The organism is Paenibacillus sp. CFBP 13594, from assembly GCF_014842675.1.
In the GTDB taxonomy this organism is placed as follows: domain Bacteria; phylum Bacillota; class Bacilli; order Paenibacillales; family Paenibacillaceae; genus Paenibacillus; species Paenibacillus amylolyticus_B.
Map to the genome: position 1 here is coordinate 374,928 of NZ_JACYVQ010000001.1, position 21,932 is coordinate 396,859.

2 protein-coding genes are annotated in these 21,932 nt (G+C 41.7%); both read left to right on the forward strand.

The features are described 5' to 3' along the window. Positions 1-169: 169 nt before the first annotated feature. Positions 170-12,058: a non-ribosomal peptide synthetase gene (locus IFU39_RS01925; RefSeq protein ID WP_149846717.1), complete on the forward strand. Its 11,889-nt coding sequence runs from the start codon at positions 170-172 to the stop codon at positions 12,056-12,058. Positions 12,059-12,093: 35 nt separating this feature from the next. Continuing rightward, a complete protein-coding gene (locus tag IFU39_RS01930; RefSeq protein ID WP_192131065.1) occupies positions 12,094-21,915 on the forward strand; it encodes a non-ribosomal peptide synthetase in 9,822 nt (3,273 codons plus the stop codon). Positions 21,916-21,932 lie beyond the last annotated feature (17 nt).

Genomic DNA, 21,932 nt, shown 5'->3' on the forward strand with positions numbered 1-21,932 from the left:
AGATATTGGTAATAAATATGTCAATAATCCAAAAATCAATCTCTATTTTTTACCATAAAGTAACAATAAATTGATTGATTTTACATATATTTCTATGGTAAAATTTTGCTTGAAATATGTGTAAATAATTAGATAAGCATGTTAGAGATGATTCATTTGGAGGAGAGATATGTATACTAATCAGTTTCAAACATTAGTGGATATTATCCGCGACAGAGGTAAAATAACGGACCGAGGTATTCGTTTTATCGATGCGGACAAACGTGAAACTTTTATATCTTATCATCAATTATTTACTGAGGCACAAGGGTATTTAGGTTATCTACAAGCCATCGGAATTAAACCTAAACAAGAGATTATTTTTCAGATTCAAGAAAACAAACGGTTTTTAGTCGCATTCTGGGCTTGTATACTCGGTGGAATGATCCCTATCCCTGTAAGTATTGGTGAAGATGAAGAACAAAACTTGAAAGTATGCCGTATTTGGAATTTGCTAAATAACCCTTTCCTGATTGCATCTGAGAAGGTGCTGGATAAAATGAAGAGATTTGTTTTGGAACATGACATGTTTGATTTCCATCATCAATTAGAAGTCAGAACGGATCTGATCCAAGACACCATATATCATTATGAATCTATTAATAATATAGTTGAACCTCAGTCTGATGACTTGGCATTTATTCAATTCTCTTCTGGATCAACCGGGGATCCGAAAGGCGTTATGCTCACCCATAGAAACCTGATTTATAATACTTGTGCTGCTATTAATGGCACACAAATTAGTTCAAACGATAGTTTTCTCTCCTGGATGCCCCTTACCCATGATATGGGTTTGATTGGATTTCATCTCGTACCCCTCGTGGCAGGAATTCATCAGTACTTGCTCCCAACGGAATTATTTATTCGCAAACCGATTCTATGGATGAAAAAAGTAAATGAACATAAAGCAACCATACTGTCTTCCCCTAACTTTGGTTATAAATACTTCCTGAATTTCTTTCGCGAAGACAAAGCGGAGGGATGGGATCTGTCATCTGTCAGAGTCATCTATAATGGGGCGGAACCTATATTACCCGAAGTGTGTGATGAATTCCTAAATGTATTGTCAGCATATCACTTAAAGAAAACAGCCATGTTTACCGTATATGGATTAGCAGAGGCCTCTGTTGCCGTCTCCTTTCCCAAGGTAGAAGAAGAATTTACTGCGGTGTACGTTCACCGGGATCATCTGAACTTAGGGGAGCGTGTCATCGAAGTCGAGAAACATGCTCAACATGTGGCATCATTTGTTGCCGTTGGCGAAGCAATTGATTATTGCCATCTTAGAATTTGCGATGAGGAAATGAACAGTGTTCCCGATTTGGTTATTGGAAAAATTCAAATCAAGGGGGATAACGTCACCCAAGGTTATTATAATAATTCACTAGCAACGGAGAAGTTATTAACGCACGACGGATGGGTGAATACAGGAGATCTGGGTTTCATCATGAACGGAAAACTGGTTGTAACAGGGCGGGAAAAAGACATTATCTTTATCAATGGTAAAAATGTATATCCCCATGACATTGAACGTGTCGCCATCCAATTAGATGATATTGAACTCGGAAGAGTTGCTGCTTGTGGTGTGTATGATTCGAATAGTCAAAGTGAAGAAATTGTTTTGTTTGTCGTGTACAAAAAAAAGATCGAACACTTCCTGCCTCATATTAAAGAAATCAAAAGACACCTATACAAACATGGGGGATGGAGTGTCAAAGAGGTACTGCCCATCAAAAAATTACCCAAAACAACAAGTGGGAAAATCCAGCGGTATCAGTTAGCCAAGCAGTATGAAGCAGGCAAATTCTCAACAGAATCTGCTTTCATCCATGACTGGATCAAGAATGACAATGACAAGGCAAAAGGAAAGGTTGCTGTTTCGGTTCGAGTCATAGAACGTGAATTAACTTCACTATTTTCTGAAGTGCTGGTTGGGAAAAAGGTTGACCTTGAGGATAGCTATTTTGATATGGGTGCAACTTCATTACAGCTGGCCCAAATCGCTGAACGTATAGAACAAAAATACGGAGAAGAACTTGCTGTTACGGACCTCTTTACCTATCCCTCGATAACTGAATTGGCAGCATATCTGTCCAGAGGCTACAGCGAGACCGTGAAAGTCAACCAAACTCAAGAGGATCATACGTCATCCAAAGATATTGCTATTATCGGTATGTCTTTGAATCTCCCTGGTGCATCAAATGCAAGCGAGTTTTGGCGTGTTTTGGAAAATGGAACACATAACATTCGGGACTACCCTGAAAGTAGGATAATAGACGCAGCGGATTATATACAATCCATGCGAAGTGAAATGAGCGAAATTCAATGGATCAAGGGTGGTTACTTGGATCAAATTGATCAATTCGACTACTCTTTCTTTGGCATAACCCCAAAAACCGCTCAATTTATGGACCCGAATCAAAGGATGTTCTTGCAAACGGCATGGCATACGATTGAAGACGCCGGGTATGCAGGGGAAGGAATCAATGGAAGAAATGTGGGCGTGTACGTGGGGTATTCCAAAGTTGGATATGATTACGAACGGCTGGTGACGGCGAGTTACCCCGCAGAACTCAAAAATTATATCATTGGAAATTTACCATCTGTACTGGCGAGCAGGATTGCATATTTCTTGAATTTAAAGGGCCCGGCCTTAACGATTGATACCGCTTGCTCCTCCTCACTTGTTGCTGTCCACATGGCATGTAAAGGATTGCTCGCTGGAGATTGTGAAATGGCAATCGCAGGAGGCATTCGAACGGCATTATTACCAATAAGTATCGGACTGGATATGGAATCTCCAGATGCATTGACCAGAACATTTAGCGAAGATGCCAACGGCACGGGATTTGGCGAAGGTGTTGGATCGATCATGTTGAAGCCAATGCAGCAAGCGATTAAGGACGGAGATCATATCTATGGTGTGATTAAGGGAAGTGCGATTAATCAGGATGGCAAGACGGTAGGAATCACAGCACCTAACCCGGAGTCACAGACCCATGTGATCGAAAAGGCATGGAAAGAAGCCGGCATTTCTCCTGATACGCTTAACTTTATTGAAGCACATGGAACAGGGACAAAATTAGGTGATCCGGTTGAGTTCAATGCTTTGCGTAAAGCTTTTGAGAAATATACGGATCGGAAACAATTTTGTGCAATCGGATCTGCCAAAGCTAACATTGGACATGGCTTTGAAGCGGCGGGAATCGCTGGATTAATTAAATCTATTCTTATGTTTCAACAGAGAAAGATTCCACCATTGGTTCACTTTGACAAGCCTAATCCCTTGCTTAAGTTTGAAGCCTCCCCTTTTTATGTGAATCAGGAATTAATGGCTTTTGGTGAAGAAGAGGGTCCATTACGATGCGGGATTAGTTCTTTTGGTTTCAGTGGTACGAATGCACATGTTGTTCTCGAAGAATATGTTCCTTCCAAAACAGTAGATAAAAGCATGTCCCAAGAGCCTCATCTATTTGTTCTGTCTGCTGCCACCGAACGGGCGCTGGATGAACTGGTCAGAACGTATCAAGAATATCTAACCGATCACACGGATGTTTCCATTCAACAAATCTGTTATACAGCCAGTACGGGAAGGGCTAATCTGGATTATCGGCTTGCCATCGTAGTCACGAGTACACAAGAATTACATGAAAAATTGCAACGAATTGCAAACGGAGAGGGTAAACTGCCCAATGTTTATTTTGGTTATGCCAAAAAAGACAAGACGCTTGTTACCGATCATCTGTATGCTCAGGGCAAGGTAGAATCTTTAAATGAACTCGGCAAGTTATTTACACTGGGGGCAGTGATTGATTGGGAAAGGTTTTATAATCATGAAGTCATTCGGAAAATTCCATTACCGTTATACCCATTTGAACAGAAGCGGTGTTGGATTGAAGTCAAACATCAGATACCAGCGGGACATAGGTCAGAGAGGAATGAGGTTCAAATGGAGATGAATGCAAACGATATTGAATTAAAGATTAAAACAAGTATCAGTCGTGCATCTGGTTTGAAGTTGGAAGAGCTGGATCATCAAGCTCATTTTCTCCAAATGGGATTGGATTCCATTATTCTTGTGCAAATTCAGAAGGAGATCTCAGAGCTGTTCCGTTTGGATATCCCGATGGAAATGTTTTTTGAAACCCTTACAAATATTAATTCCTTAGTTAAATATGTGTCAGAGAATATAAAGCATCATGATGTATCTGAAAATATAAACAATCAAACAGTTCAGGAGCATACTGAACAACGAAATCTGGCATCTGTGAACAATATAAACACGGCAAAATCATCAGGGAATGTGTCGGAACAAATTGTGATGTCTGCCATTCAGCTCATGGAGTCCCAATTAAAAAGTTTGAATGTGTTGTTAGGCGAGCAAATGAATGCTGTTCAATCGCCTCTTTTGGAAATGAAACATCATGAGACCAAACCAACCAAAGAAATCCAACCCAATTCGGAATCGAAGGAAGCCAAACCTTTTATACCGTATCAATCGTTGAAGATTCATGAAGAGAGCGGATTATCACCGCTTCAGAACCAGTATGTTGAACAATTTATAGCCAAGTATACCGCAAGAACCAAAGGTTCAAAATTAAAAACAGGCCAAACACGTTTGGTTCATGCGAATAATCGCAATGTGTCTGGATTTCGCTCGTATTGGAAGGAAATGGTGTATCCCATTATTTCAACACGTGCAGAGGGATCTAAGTTATGGGATCTGGATGGGAATGAGTATTTGGATCTGACGATGGGATTTGGTGTAAATCTATTTGGCCATAATCCAGCTTTTATTCAAAATGTAATAGCAGACAGCCTCCAGGAACAATTGCCTCCATTGGGCCCTATGTCAGACTTGGCAGGAGATGTCGCAGCTAAAATTTCCGAGTTGACAGGTGTAGAGCGTGTCGCATTTTATAATTCAGGAACAGAAGCTGTCATGGTTGCACTTCGTTTAGCGCGGGCGGCAACGGGGCGTTCCAAAGTTGTATTATTTTCCGGATCATATCATGGTACACATGATGGGGTGTTGGGTGTAGCGAATCCTGGGGATGCTTTATCGTCTGCGCTGCCTATGGCTCCTGGTATTGTTAATAGCGCTATGGAAGATTTGATTATTCTTAATTATAACCATCCGCAGTCCCTGGATATAATTCAGAACCTGGGTGATGAATTGGCTGCTGTGCTTGTAGAGCCGGTGCAAAGTCGAAGACCTGATATGCAGCCAACACAATTCTTACGGGAACTTAGAGAAATAACAAATCAATTTGGGATTGCACTTATTTTCGATGAGGTCATCACTGGATTTAGAATTGGTCTGGGTGGAGCACAGGATTGGTTTGGTGTTCAAGCAGATCTGGTTACGTATGGGAAAGTGGTCGGTGGCGGGCTGCCTATTGGCATAGTCGCGGGTAAGGCTGAATTTATGAATCCGGTAGATGGTGGAACCTGGAACTTTGGTGATGATTCTTACCCTTCCGATGCAGATAAGAAAACGTTTGTCGGTGGAACCTTCTGTACACACCCTCTTACGATGAGAGTGATGTTAACGGTACTACAGTATCTTCAATCTGAAGCAGAAACCTTATATAAGGAATTAAATGAAAAAACAGATTATCTTGTTAAAGAATTAAATGCGTTTTTCAAAACAGCGAATGTACCGATGCAAATGGTGAACTATGGATCATTATTTCGATTTATATCATTTGGAGATATGGAATTATTCTTCTACCATTTAATGTATAAAGGTTTATATATTTGGGAAGGCCGTAACTGTTTTATATCGACTGCGCATTCAATGGAAGACATGGATACCATCATCAAGATCGTAAAAGAGACGATCCATGAACTCCGTGAGTGGGAATTTATCCCTGGTAGCACGCCTATTTCGGAATACTCTCTCTCTTTAGAGCAAAAACAATTGTTATTAACTTCATTACATGGGGAAGATGCAAATGCTGCATTAAATCAGAGTGTTATTTTAAAAATGACAGGCGAACTGAAACCTTCTGCGTTGGATAAGGCCGTAAATCAGATTACACAGCGTCATGAAGCTCTGAGAACAGTCATTCATGCCGATCGTGAAACACAACAAATTCAGCCTGTAATGGAGTTTCAGTGCACATGGCTGGATTTCTCAGCACACGATGGTGAGAACCAAGAACATGAAATTTCCAATTGGTTATCTGCCGATGCAAATGAAGCCTTCGATTTACAGTCTGGGGAACCGCTTTTTAGAATCACTTTGCTTAAGCTGGCAGCAAATCAACATTTTATGGTACTGACATTTCATCATATTATTGCTGATGGCTGGTCGATTGCTTTATTTATTCAAGAGTTGGAACATACCTATTCTGCTCTGGTCCGAGGGGTTCCCGTTCGATTGCCTGAAACGACTCCATTTCGTGAATACCTAACGTGGCAACGACTTGAGCATGAAAAAGGGGCATTTACCCAAGGAATTCAGTTCTGGAGGGAGCAATTCTCCTTATCCTATCCCAATTTTACACTTCCATCGGCACCGTCTGATGATGTGCCCAAGGGATTTGCTGGTGAACGATATTCCATCAAGTTGGATAATCAATTAACAGAGTCTTTGCGAACGTTAAGTATCAATAATAAGAGCAGTTTGTTTGTAACGATGTTTGCAGCGTTTCATTTATATTTGCATCAACTAACAGGGCAATCACACCTTGTCATCGGGGTGCCTACAGCGGGTCAGTCTCATATGCAAAAAAATGCGCTGATTGGCAACTGTGTCAACATTGTACCTGTTCATCATGCCTTGTTAACGAAGCAGTCCATTGTAGACCATGTTCTTCAGCTCAAGGAAACGCTGGCTCTTGTCATGAAGCATCAGCATGTTCCATTGACCCTCGTATCCGAACAGCTTGCTCCTATGACTGCACCGGATACCCGGATTTTATTCAATATGGACAGAACGATTCATCATCTTCAATTTGAAAATATCAAGACTGAATTCATGTCGTATCCGATCAAACATATTTCTTACGATTTATTTCTTAATATTACGGATGTTAGCCATGAATTGTACCTGGATTTTGATTACAATACCGATCTCATTGGACCTGAGATGATGAAACTGTGGTCTGAAGGATTTAAAGGTTTGCTGCAACATATGGTGAGTCATCCAGAGGCTGAAATTTCGTCTTTGACGTTGTTCTCATCCGAGCAACAGGACCAATTACAGGGAATGTATAATCGGTTTGTTACGGAGCGTCTTCCTCACGTTAATCATGCAGCCATATTCGAGCCTCCAGTCAATGACGTGGAGAAAAAGCTGGCTTTAATCTGGGAGGACGTATTATCGCTTGATCAAGTGGGGAGACATGATCACTTTTTTGTTCTCGGAGGAAACTCGCTCAAGGCGACAGTAATGCTTTCAAAGGTACATGAGCAGCTTAATCATAAAATTTCAATCGTTCAATTTTTCAACAATCAAAGTCTGAAGGAGCTAGCGAGTCTGATTACAGGCGAGAATAAGGAAACATTCATTCCGATTAAGGCATTGGACGTCAAGGAATTCTATGAGACGTCATCTGCACAACAACGGATCTACTTTTTGGATCAATTTGAGCCAAATAGTGTGTTTCAGAACATGTGCGGCCATATCACGGTCACAGGAAATATCGATGAAGCTAAACTAATTTCGTCATTGGAACAAATCGTGCACCGTCACGAAGCTTTTCGCACCAGTTTCCATCTGATGGATGGAGAGCTTTACCAGCGTATTGCTCCAACGATTGATTTTGAAGTACAACGATCTCAGGAAAGCTCTGCTTCATTCGAACAACATGTTATGACGTTTGCCAAACCATTTGATTGCTCCAAAGCGCCGTTAATACGTGCCGAATTCATTCGTATAGACGATGATCATGTAGAGATCCTCATTGAGATGCATCATATTATATCGGACGGATATTCCGTTGGCATTCTTGCGAATGAACTGATTGATGTGTATGACGGAAGAAACATGTCGGACATTGAGGTTGAATACAAAGACTTTGCAGCTTGGCAGAAAGAATTTCTGGCAGGAGAGTCTTATAAGCAGCAAGAAAAATATTGGCTGGATCAATTCAAAGGAGAACTCCCGAACCTTAATCTGCCTACTGATTTTGTTCGGACAGCTCATTTAACTTCGGCAGGTTCAAGATTGTCATTTGTGTTGGACGCACACTTGAAGCAGTCGCTGGAGAAGCTTGCGAAACAAACGGGAACTACGATGTTTATGGTGTTATTGGCAGCGTATAATGTGCTGCTTCATCAATACACAGCACAAGAAGACATGATTGTAGGCACGCCAACATCAGGAAGGAACCATCCGGATGTCGAGAATATGATAGGTGTCTTTATCCAGACGGTAGCGATTCGATCACAGCCGGTGGGGAATAAGTCGTTTCGATCCTATCTCGAGGAAATAAAAAAACAATCCCTGGATGCATTGGATAACCAGGACTATCTTTTTGACAACCTTGTAGAGAATTTAAACACACATCGGGATACAACCGGGACAGCACTTTTCAATACGATGTATATCTTCTTAAATACCGCGTTGAATCAACGGCAAGAACAGGATTGCAGCTTTAAAGTTAGAGAATTAAATGTCGGTGTATCGTTATATGACCTGATGTTCATCGTTGAGGATGATAACGAGTGTCTGGAAATGCACTTTAATTACAAGACGGAGCTGTTTGAACGGGATACCATCGACAGAATGAAAACACATCTGTTCAACATCCTCAGAGACATTGTGATCGAACCGGATATTGTCTTGTCCGATATTCAAATGCTGTCTGAACATGAGCAGAACGTTCTTTTATATGACTTTAATGAACCCAACATAGAATATTCCCGTGATCAGACCATCCAGGAATTATTTGAAGCACAGGTGGAACGGACACCCGATCAATTAGCCGTTGCTTTTGGAGATGAGCAATGGACGTATCGTCAACTGAACGAACGGGCGAATCAATTGGCATATACGCTTAGAGCTGAGGGAGTGCAGCAGGATCAATTTGTAGGTATTCTGACAGATCGTTCGATTGATATGATCGTTGGCATCTTTGGCATTCTAAAAGCAGGCGGGGCGTATGTACCGATTGATCCGGATTCTCCTGACGAGCGTATCCGCTATATCCTGCATGATTCGGGGGCCACGTTGTTAGTCACGCAAAAGCATTTGAAGCAGTTGGTATCGTTTAATGGAAAAATGATTGATTTGGACGATAAAGAAACCTATGCAGCTAATCTGTCGAATCTGGAACCAGCGGGGAATTCCGAGCAGTTGGCTTATGTGATCTATACTTCAGGCACAACAGGCATGCCAAAAGGTGTGATGATCGAACATCGTCAGGTTCATCACTTGGTTAAAGCGTTGTACAGTCAAGTGATAGATGATCAGCATAGTAGTATGCATGTTGCTTTACTTGCGCCTTACTATTTCGATGCATCTGTGAAGCAGATTTTTGGCGCACTGCTGTCAGGACATGCCTTGTTTATTGTAGACAAGGACACAGTACTGGATGGACAAGATTTAATGAATTATTATCAGCACCACCAAATTGATTTGACAGACGGTACGCCTGCGCACCTGAAATTACTTTCGAAGGCAAAAAACGTTCAAGGCATATCGCTAAAATATATGCTCATTGGCGGTGAAGCTCTTTCTCAGCAAAGTGTAAATGAAATCACATCCTTATTTGCTCTCAATCATAAAACGCCTCCAACCATAATTAATGTGTACGGTCCAACAGAATGTTGTGTGGATGTTGCGACATACCGTGTACTTCCAGAACACCTGGATACAGCGAATCAACGAGCTCACCTACCGATTGGTCGAACATTAGGAAATAATCGCCTGTATGTATTGAACAAACATGGCAAAGTTCAGCCTGTAGGCGTCATAGGGGAATTATGTATCTCTGGCGATGGGGTGGGGAGAGGATACTTGAATTTACCTGAGCTGACAGCAGAAAAATTTGTACGTGATCCGTTTGTCCAGGGAGCGACAATGTACAAAACGGGAGATTTGGTGAGATGGCTTCCCGGTGGCCATATCGAGTATTTGGGAAGAATGGATCACCAAATTAAGATTCGCGGATACCGGATCGAAGTAGGAGAAGTCGAAGCGGCGCTGTTAGATCTAGAGTGTGTGAAAGAAGTTATCGTCATTGCACATGAGGATGATCACGGGGACAAATCGTTATGTGCATACTTTACAGCGGATTCCACGCTGACGGTGGGAGAGCTAAAACAAAGCCTCTCTAAGGTGTTGCCGAATTACATGGTTCCAGCCTACTTTATACACTTGGATCACATGCCTCTGACATCGAACGGGAAAATCGATCGCAAATCGCTTCCGAGTCCAGAAGAAAACATACAAACGGGAAGTGAATATATAGAACCCCAAACTGGGGTGGAAAAACAGTTGCTGCCTATTTGGCAGGCTGTGCTTGCCGTGAAAAAAATCAGTGTAAAAGACAGTTTTTTTGATGTAGGAGGCAACTCTTTACGTGCGACCAAGCTGGCCGCCAAAATCAATCAAAAGCTGAATATCCGTATATCGGTTAGAAACGTCTTTGAATGGCAGACCATTGAACAGATGGCTCAATCTATTGAACAAATGGAACAGGATGTAGTAGTGTCCATTCCTCAAGTAGAGGAAAAAGAGTATTATCCTATTTCTTCGGCCCAAATGAGAATGTACATTATGAGCATCAAAGCTGGCAAGGAACTCATGTACAACATGTCAGGTATGTTTATGCTGGAAGGATCGCTTGATCGGATCCGATTGGAAAAAGCATTCCAACAATTGATTCATCGTCATGAATCGCTTCGGACCGCATTCAAAGTCATACACGGAGAACCGAAACAGATCGTATACCCTAAAGTGAACTTTGGAATTGAATTGATCGAGTCAACGGAAGAAGAGATCGAAGATCGCATTGAACAGTTTGTTCGCACATTTGATCTCGGGCAAGCACCTCTTATGAGGGTGGGACTTATTGAACTTCAGCAGGAGCGTCATGTATTGCTGGTAGATCTCCACCATATCATTGCAGACGGACTATCCGTGCATCTTCTGATGACTGAACTTAGCCAGTTCTATAAGGGAGAGGAGCTATCTCCTCTTCGAATTCAATATAAGGACTATGCTGAATGGCAGCAAATACAGCTTCATAGTGAGCGGATGAAAAAGCAGGAGAAGTATTGGCTTACTGTGTTTGATGAGAGTATCCCGCTATTGGATCTGCCAACAGACTATGAAAGACCTGAAACCCTAAGTTATGCGGGAGATGTATTGGACATTGTTTTGCAAGAAGACATCCTTCCAGGCTTAAGGAACGTGGAAGCACGGACAGGAACAACGTTATATATGACTCTATTAGCCGCCTATACCATTCTATTATCTAAATACAGCGGGCAAGAAGATATCATCGTGGGTACGCCGATTGCAGGCAGGACACATGCTGAGCTGGAGCCGGTCATGGGCATGTTTGTGAATACACTGGCTATTCGAAATTATCCTGCCGCGGATAAAACTTTTACGGAGTATCTGCTGGAAGTCAAAGAAAATATGTTGAACGCATATGAGAATCAGGATTATCCGTTTGAAGAATTGATTGAGAAAGTGAATGTAACCAAAGATGCTCGGCGGAATCCGTTGTTTGACACCATGTTTGTATTGCAGAATACAGATGCTTCAGAGATTCAGATGGATGGGGTAACCTGTAAGCCTTATGCTCCAAATACGAGAGTATCCAAATTCGATTTAACGTTGTATGTTACCGAATTGCAACACAAGTTAGAAGTGGCCTTTGAATACAGTACGATTTTATTTGAGAAAACAACGATTGAAGCGATGTCACAAAATCTGTTGGTCATATTAACAACGATTGTCAACGACCCTCATATTGAAATCAAGAAGATTCAATTGGTTGAAGAATTAATAGATGAGGATACGCTGGCTGATCTAATTGAAGTAGATTTCTTCTAAGCTAACCTAAAAATATAAAGTGATCGGGGTGCCGTATGTCTATTTTTAAGAAACAGGAATCGTATTGGGCAAGCCGATTTGAAGATGAGGATCATCTTGTTCATTTGCCTTATTGCAAGACAACCTCCAAACACCCAGACGATACGCAGCACCAGAATGATATATATAAGTCTTTGTCAGCCGATGTTTCACATAAAATCAAGTCCATGTCGCGAAATGCTCCTATGGCCATTTACACGATATTATTAACCGGAGTTCAGTGCCTGTTATATAAATACACGAATGAAACCAAGATGATTATTGGCATACCAACGATGGAAGAAAAGAACAATGATCTATCGCTCTCGAATAAGGTTCTTGTCTTAAAAAATAATATCAATCATGTAATGTCATTCAAATCCTTATTTAATCAAGTGAAGATCAGTTTAACGGAAGCCATTCAGCATCAACGAATCCCTTTCAGAAAAATGGTTGAACGTTTAAATGTTCAGTATGATTCGAACCATGTACCTCTAATTCACACCTTGGTTTCGTTGAATGAAATTCATCCTGCCCTTGATGAAAATCACGTAAAAGCGACGACAATGTTCCACTTTGATCTGGAGAACGACTCCATTCAGTTAAGATTAGTTTATGATGATGATCGTTATGATCGGGATTATATGGTACAAATTGTTGAACATCTTGACCAATTATTTTCCGTAGTTCTAAACCAACCTGATCTGGAGCTATGTCAAGTTGATATGTTATCAGAGTTTCATCGAAACAAGCTGTTATATGACTTTAACGATACAAGGGTTGAGTATCCACAGAACAAGACGATTCATCAATTATTTGAAGAACAGGTGGAACGAACACCGGACCATCCGGCAGTCGTATTTGAGAATAGACAGTTAACGTACAGAGAGTTAAATCAAAAATCCAACCAATTGGCCCGATTGCTTCAAGCTAAGGGGGTGCAGGCGGGTCAGTTCGTTGGCATTATGGCAGAGCGCTCACTTGAGATGATCATAGGTTTATTCGGTATTTTAAAAGCTGGCGGGGCATATGTCCCAATCGATCCGGAATATCCGGCAGACCGTATTCACTATATCCTTGAGGATTCAAAAGTGGCTTGGTTGCTGCATCAAAGTCATATACAGAAACCTGAACATTTTGCAGGGACATGTGTCATTCTGGATTTTGAAATAAATCACCATGATCATCATTTAAATTTGGTAGATGGAGCGATCTCCAGTGATTTGGCATACATGATCTACACGTCTGGAACAACAGGTCATCCCAAAGGCGTGATGATTGAACATGCCAGCATTGTGAACTCCCTGCAATGGAAATCGGATTTTTATCATTTTACCGGAGATGATCGGGTATTAATGCTGAATCCTTTCGTTTTTGATTCATTTATTACTCATTTCTTTGGTCCGATGATATCTGGCTCGACCGTGTATTTGTTAAACCAGCAACAGTGCAAAGATGCTATAGCCATCAATACGATGGTCAAAAAACAGCAAATCACGCACATCCAAAGTCCACCCAGTTTCTTGATGACCCTTTTGGAACAAGTAAGCTCGGAAGATTGGGTATCCATGAAAAATGTGGTGGCTGCGGGTGAGAAGATTGTTCCTGCCTTAATACACAAATTGCAGCGCATCAATCCACGTATCGAAGTGTGTAATGAGTACGGGCCCACCGAAAACAGTGTTGTATCCACAGTTCTGTCGATCAAGTCGGCAGATCAAAATATCTCAATCGGGAAGCCTATTGCGAACAATAGAGTCTACATTTTAGGAGAACGGAATGAATTGCAGCCTATTGGAGTTCAGGGAGAGTTATGTGTAGCCGGAGCAGGGCTATCCAGAGGTTACTTGAACCGTCCAGAACTGACGGCGGAGAAATTCGTGGATGATCCATTTGTTTCGGGAACAAAAATGTACAAGACAGGTGACTTCGCAAGATGGCTGCCCGATGGGAACATAGAGTATATAGGAAGGGTAGATCATCAAGAGAAAATTCGTGGACACCGGATTGAACTTGGTGAAGTGGAGACGGCTCTTCTAAATAGTACCCAGATAAAAGAGGCCATCGTCATAGCCAGAGAAGATGAAACGGGAACCAAACAATTATGTGCATACCTGGTAGGAGAGGATGCAATCACGATCGGGGAACTGCGGGAGGCGCTGTCCCAGCAGCTGCCAAACTACATGATTCCGTCCTATTTTATACAGCTGGATCAGATGCCGCTCACGTCTAACGGGAAAATAGATCGCAAAGCGCTGCCTGCTCCCAAAGAACATATGTTAAAGGGAAAGGAGTACGAAGCACCCCGAACGATGGTGGAACAACAACTTGTATCGATCTGGGAAGAGGTACTTGGGGTAGAGAACATTGGGATTTTGGATAATTTCTTCGAGCTTGGAGGAGATTCGATTAAATCCATTCAGGTTTCTTCAAGATTATATCAAGCAGGTTACCAGGTGCAGATGGATCATCTGTTTAAAAATCCAACCATAGCAAGCTTGATTCCCTATGTTCAACCCATAAGTACCCTGTCAGAACAGGGAATCATCACTGGTAAAGTAATGCTGACTCCAATCCAGCATTGGTTTTTTGAGCAATACAAGGTGGACGCCCATCATTATAATCAGTCCGTGATGCTGTATCGGAAAGAAGGTTTTCACGAAGCCACACTTCGCCGTGTATTCGATAAACTGAGTGAGCATCATGATGCACTTCGTACGGCATATCGCCTTACAGAACAGGGTTATGAGGCGTGGAATGAAGGGCAGGAAAAGGACCCCTTATATACACTTGAAGTGATGGACTTCCAGTCATTGGAAGATCCGTCTCAAGAAATCGAGAAGAAGGCAAATGAAATGCAAAGCATGTTCACTTTGGAACGTGGACCTTTGATGAAGCTGGGCGTATTTCAATGTGCAGACGGAGACCATTTACTCATCGTTATTCACCATCTAGTCATCGACGGGGTTTCATGGCGAATTTTGATCGAAGACCTATCGAGGGGCTATGAACAATTAAGTGATGGACAACCCATTCAACTACCGCAAAAAACGGCTTCATTCCAATTATGGGCAGAACAGCTCCAGTTGTATGCGAACAGTGATGCGATAACGCAAGAAATTGCATATTGGAACGAAATTGAAAAAGTAACCTATAAGCCGTTACCTACAGATTTTGAAGCGGATCATGCACTGGAAAAAGACAGTGAAGAGATCACGATGGAATGGTCAGCGGCAGAAACGGAACAATTATTAAAACAAGCGAATCGTGCTTATAAAACGGAGATTAGCGATTTGCTGCTCCATGCATTAGGCATGTCTATTCACCAATGGACGGGCATGGATAAAGTGCTGGTCAATCTGGAGGGACATGGAAGAGAACAAATTTTACCGGATCTCGATATTACACGAACGATTGGATGGTTTACGAGCCAGTATCCGGTTGTACTTGATATGGAAGCAAGTTCTAATATGTCTTTTCTCATCAAAACAAACAAAGAAATGATTCGTCAAATCCCTAAAAAAGGGATTGGTTATGGTATTTTAAGATATTTAAGTGCACATCAGCAAGAAACTCCATATACCTTGAATCCTGAAATTAGTTTTAACTATCTGGGACAATTTGATCAGGATCTTCAGAATAGTGGGATGCAGATCTCTCCCTATCCAGGCGGAATAACAGCAAGCGACAATCACAGAAGAAATGTTCTTATCGATATGAATGCTTTAATTGTGGAAGGCAAATTGACGTTGTCCCTTCGGTATAGTCGCACACAATATCAAAAAGAAACGATGGAGCGAGTGGCAACATATTTTAGAGATCATCTGCAAGAAATCGTGAAACATTGTGTGACAAAAGAGAGGCCGGAATGTACACCAAGTGATCTAACGTTAAAAGGAATTACGATTGAAGAATTAGAAGGATTTGTTCAAGAATCTGAGCATATTGGTGAAATCGAAGATATATATGCTTTGTCACCGATGCAAAATGGCATGTTCTTTCATCATTTGCTTCATTCAAAATCGGAAGCGTATTTCCTTCAAACGACGCTCGATCTTCATGGCTCGTTAGACGTGGAAGCTTTTACGAAGAGTCTGGATCAGTTGATGCAGCGTAATTCCATTCTCAGAACAAATTTTCATAGCAAATGGAAGAATGGCCCCCTGCAAGTGGTATACCGTCATAAACGGAATGGGCTAGTATACGAAGATTTGCGTGAGATGAATGAAAAAGATCGTGAAGCATACGTGGCAGAATATACAAGAGCAGATAAAATAAAAGGTTTCGACCTGTCTCAGGATGTGTTAATGCGTATTTCGATCTTGCAAACGCAGGACCAAACCTATCGTTTCATTTGGAATTATCATCATATTTTGATGGATGGCTGGTGCCTATCTCTTGTAATCCAAGAGTTGTTTGATGGATACTTTGCTATTCAGGAACAACGAAAACTGGAGGCAAAGAGTACAATTCCATACAAACACTATATTGAATGGCTGGACAACCAAGATCATGAAGAGTCCCTGAAATACTGGCGTGACTATTTGCAAGGTTATGATGAGCAGACTACTTTGCCAAAAGAACATTCCATTACGAAGAGTAATGAATATCATTCAGAGCATATGATTTGTACACTTAGTCAGGAATTAACCGGACAGATCGCACAAGTGGCCAGTCAGAATCAGGTGACGCTGAATACGTTCATGCAGACAGCCTGGGGAATGTTACTACAGATCTATAACGGCAGTGAGGATGTTGTATTCGGAAGCGTGGTGTCGGGCAGACCTGCGGCGATTGTTGGAGTGGAGCGAATCATTGGTTTATTCATCAATACCATTCCTGTACGTATTCAGACTCAAGGTAACGAGACATTTGCAGCGATTATGAAGCGGAATCAGGAATATGCTGTCGCTTCGCATCCACATGACACGTATCCGCTATACGAGATTCAAGCGGAAACATCGCAAAAGCAAAATTTGATTGATCACATCCTGATATTTGAGAATTATCCTGTACAGGGCATTATGGAACAGTTTGGGGATCAGGAAGAGACAGCCCTTCGGATTACGAATGTAGAAGCAGATGAACAAACGAACTATGATTTTAACCTGATTATTAAACCAGGCCAATCCATGAAATTCATGTTCTATTACAATGCTAACGTCTATGATCGGGCAAGCGTAGAACGCATTCAAGGTCACTTGATTCAGATGTTGGAGCAAGTGGTCAACAATCCGCTTATCCCTATCCATGACATTGACTTGACTACAACACAGGAGAAAAAACAAATTTTGGAGCAGTTTAATGATTCTATGGCTGAATACCCAATGGACAAGACAATTCATGGACTGTTTGAGGATCAAGCGGCAAGAACTCCTGAACACGTTGCGGTTGTATTCGAGGATCAACATTTGACCTATCAAGCGCTGAACGAGAAAGCCAACCAATTGGCAAGAATGCTGAAGGCTAAAGGCATTCAAAATGATCAGTTAACCGGGATCATCGCTGATCGTTCGCTAGACATGGTTGTAGGAATCCTTGCGATTTTGAAAGCGGGGGGCGCATACGTGCCGATTGATCCTGAATATCCAGAGGATCGTATAAACTACATGCTACAGGATTCGGGTGTACATGTATTATTAATGCAAAGTCATTTGCAAGAACGCATCTCTTTTGCAGGAGAGGTCGTTTGCATGGATCTACCTGAGTCCTATCATGAAGATCATTCCAACTTGGGAATGACTGCTGTACCAACAGGCCTGGCATATGTAATTTATACCTCAGGAACGACAGGTAAACCAAAAGGGACATGTATTGAACATAAAAATGTGGTGCGATTGTTGTTCAATAGTAAGAATTTGTTTGATTTTAACGCATCAGATACATGGACATTATTCCATTCTTTTTGTTTTGATTTTTCGGTATGGGAAATGTACGGGGCATTACTCTATGGAGGAAAACTGGTTATCGTACCTCAAATGACGGCCAAAAGTCCGGAACAATTTCTACAATTGTTAAAAGACAAGCAAGTGACGATTTTGAATCAAACGCCAACGTATTTCTATCATCTTCTTCAGGAAGAACTGTCAGATCATGAAGCAGATTTGGAATTAAGAAAAGTGATTTTTGGAGGAGAAGCCCTCAATCCCTTGTTATTGAAGGACTGGAAGCTGAAATATCCATTTATCCAGTTAATTAATATGTATGGGATAACCGAAACAACGGTTCATGTAACGTATAAGGAAATAACCGACATTGAAATACATGCTGGAAAGAGCAATATTGGCAAACCAATCCCGACGTTGCAGACCTATATTTTGGATCAACATCAACGCCTTCAACCAATCGGTGTTCAGGGAGAATTAGTTGTAGCTGGTGAGGGCCTTGCCAGAGGTTATCTGAACCGACCTGATTTAACCGCAGAGAAATTTGTTGATCATCCCTGGATTACAGATGGGAAAATGTATCGCACTGGAGATGCCGCAAGATGGCTGCCGGATGGAAATATTGAATATCTGGGACGAATCGATCATCAAGTGAAAATTCGCGGTTACCGAATTGAGCTTGGCGAAGTGGAGACTGCGCTTTTGCAAATAGATTCCATTCAGGAAGCGGTCGTTATTGCCCGTGAGCATGAGGATGGTTCGAAGCAGTTGTGTGCGTACTGGAAAGGCGACAGCTCACTGACAGCGAAGAAAATCAGAATGGTGTTAGCAGATGAAATTCCGGATTATATGATCCCGTCTTATTTTGTTCACTTAGAGCATATACCGTTAACTTCCAATGGGAAGGTTGACCGAAAGGCATTGCCATCTCCACAAGAACGTATGCAAAAAGGTACCGAGTATATGGCGCCACAAAACGCTGTAGAACAAGCGATCGTCGCTGCCTGGGAAGCTGTGCTTGGTGTTCAAAAGGTTAGCACATCTGATCATTTCTTTGAACTCGGGGGCGATTCGATTAAATGTATTCAAGTTTCCTCACGACTGCTCCAAGCAGGGTATAAAGTGGAAATGAAGCATTTCTTCACCTATCCAACAGTAGCAGAGTTGAGTGAACACGTTACATCTGTGAGCACTATTTCTGACCAAGGGGAAGTTACGGGACAAGTGAAGCTGACACCTGTTCAGCGCTGGTTTTTTGATCAAAATATGGTGGACGCACATCATTACAATCAGGAAATGATGTTCTTTCGTGAAAAAGGGTTTGATGTTCGCTTTATTCACAGCATCATGAATAAGATCGTTAAACAGCATGATGCTCTCCGTATCCTTTATCGACAAGCGCCTGAAGGCGGATATGAAGCGTGGAATCGAGGGGCAGACGAAGAAGGATTATACAGTCTGGAGATCATTGACCTGAAGAATGAGGTTGATCCTGCATCATTCATTGAAAATAAAGCAAAAGAAATTCAGAGTGGTATGGATCTGTCTCACGGACCTTTGATCAAACTTGGGTTGTTCCAATGTACTGAAGGGGATCACCTGCTTATTGCCATCCATCATTTATTGGTAGACGGGGTATCATGGCGTATTTTATATGAAGATATTCAGACAGGGCAAGATCAGTTCTTGAGAGGTCAAGAAATCCGGCTTCCTCAAAAAACGATCTCGTTTAAACAATGGGCAGAACAATTGTCTGCGTTTGCAGATAGCGCAGTGATGAAGCAAGAGAATCAGTATTGGAGAAATGTGGAGCATGCCCAGCTAAGCCCGTTGCCTAAAGATATGGCTCGTACTGAGACGATTGGCAAAGATAGTGAAACGATCACTATTCATTGGACAGCAGCGGAAACCGAGCAATTATTAAAGCAAACACATCATGCGTATCATACGGAAATTAATGATCTATTGCTGACGGCATTGGGAATGGCTGTTCATGATTGGACAGGCGTGGGAGAAATCCTCGTAAATCTGGAAGGGCATGGTAGAGAAGACATCCTGCCAGAGCTGGACATTACGCGTACAGTAGGATGGTTTACGAGCATGTACCCCGTTATGATTACGATGGAGTCCGGGGCTGACTTATCAAGGAAGATTAAGACCGTCAAGGAAGGACTGCGCCAGATTCCAACCAAGGGCATTGGTTACGGGATTTCGAGGTATTTGTCACATGGAAATGAAGGATTCAAGTTAGAGAAAAATCCCGAAATTAGTTTCAACTATATGGGACAGGTGAATCAGGATTCGGGCCAAGATGGCATTAAATTCTCGCCTTATTCCAGCGGACCATCCGTAAGTGAAAACAACAAGAGACCTTTTGTGCTGAATATCAATGGCATTGTTACAGAGGGTCGGTTGTCGCTGTCCATTAACTATAGTTCAAAACAATATCGCCGGGAAACGATGGAGCAATTGGCCTATCTCTATAAAGAAGGTCTTAATAGAGTCGTTGAACATTGTGTAACGAAGGAACAAACCGCGCTTACGCCAAGTGATATTTCATGCAAGTCATTAACCATTGATCAATTGGATCAAATCGTGGAACAAACCGGGCACATCGGTCGAATCGAAAATGTGTATCCACTTACACCATTACAGAAGGAAATGTTGTACGAAAGTGAACGGAATCCAATTTCCGGCGCTTACTTTGTACAAATCATGTTTGACATGCGTGGAGATTTGGATGTGACTTCTTTTGCGCGAAGCTTGGATCAATTAATGCAAAGGCATGCGATATTAAGAACTAATTTTTACAGTGATTTCGCGGACCTCCCTCTTCAAATCGTGTATCAAGAGAAGAAATTTGAATTTCACTATGAAGATGTAGCTGGCACAAGTGAGCTGCAACGTAAAACGTATGTTGACGAGTATATCGAGCAAGACAAGGCCAGAGGATTTGACTTACAACGAGATTCGCTAATACGTATGTCTGTTTTACGAACAAAGCATGAGGAATACCGCGTCATATGGAGTTTTCATCATATTTTGATGGACGGCTGGTGTATGTCTCTGGTAAGCAAAGAAATATTTGAGAATTACTTTGCGATTCGGGAGAATAGAAAGCCTCAAGTGACGCTATTGACACCTTATAGTCAATTCATTGAATGGTTGGAACAGCAAAATCATCAAGGAGCAATAACCTATTGGAGTCATTACTTGGATGGTTATGAGGGGCAAACGAAACTGCCTGGAGAAAAAATCAAACCAAAACATGAAAGACAGGATTCCAGAACACTGAACTGTTATTTGGATGATGTACTAATCGAACAAATGAAACAGATTGCGGAACAGCAGCATGTAACGCTCCATACATTAGTGCAGACTGCCTGGGGTGTATTGTTGCAGCAATACAATGAAAGCAACGATGTTGTATTCGGAAGTGTTGTGTCAGGCAGACCTCCTGTTATTCCTGGGATCGAGAGCATGATTGGATTATTTATTAATGCGATTCCTGTTCGTATCCAGGCTCAGGGCGATGAATCATTCACATCCCTAATGAAGAGGACCCAAGGACAGGCTGTGGATTCACATGCATATGATACGTTTTCGTTGTATGATATTCAAAATCTGACCGAGCAGAAACAATCTCTGATTAACCATGTTGTGGTGTATCAGAATTTCCCGGTGAATGATCAGATGGAGGATTTGGGCAAAAAAGGTGAAGTACCACTGGAGATTACGAATGTTGGGGGGACAGAACACAATAGTTTTGATTTTACTTTGATCATCAAGCCCCATGAGAACATGAAGGTCATATTGATGTACAATGCCAAAGTGTATGACCTATCAACCGTTGAACAGATTCAAAAACACTATATTTCCATGATTCAACAAGTGACAAGTAACCCCGAAGTTAAAATAAACGAACTTGGATTGATTACATCGTCCAGTTATTAGAGCATTCGTAAACCCCA

Coding starts and splice junctions, on each gene's coding strand:
- IFU39_RS01925 (WP_149846717.1), top strand. CDS start 170: ATGTATACTAATCAGTTTCAAACATTAGTGGATATTATCCGCGACAGA.
- IFU39_RS01930 (WP_192131065.1), top strand. CDS start 12,094: ATGTCTATTTTTAAGAAACAGGAATCGTATTGGGCAAGCCGATTTGAA.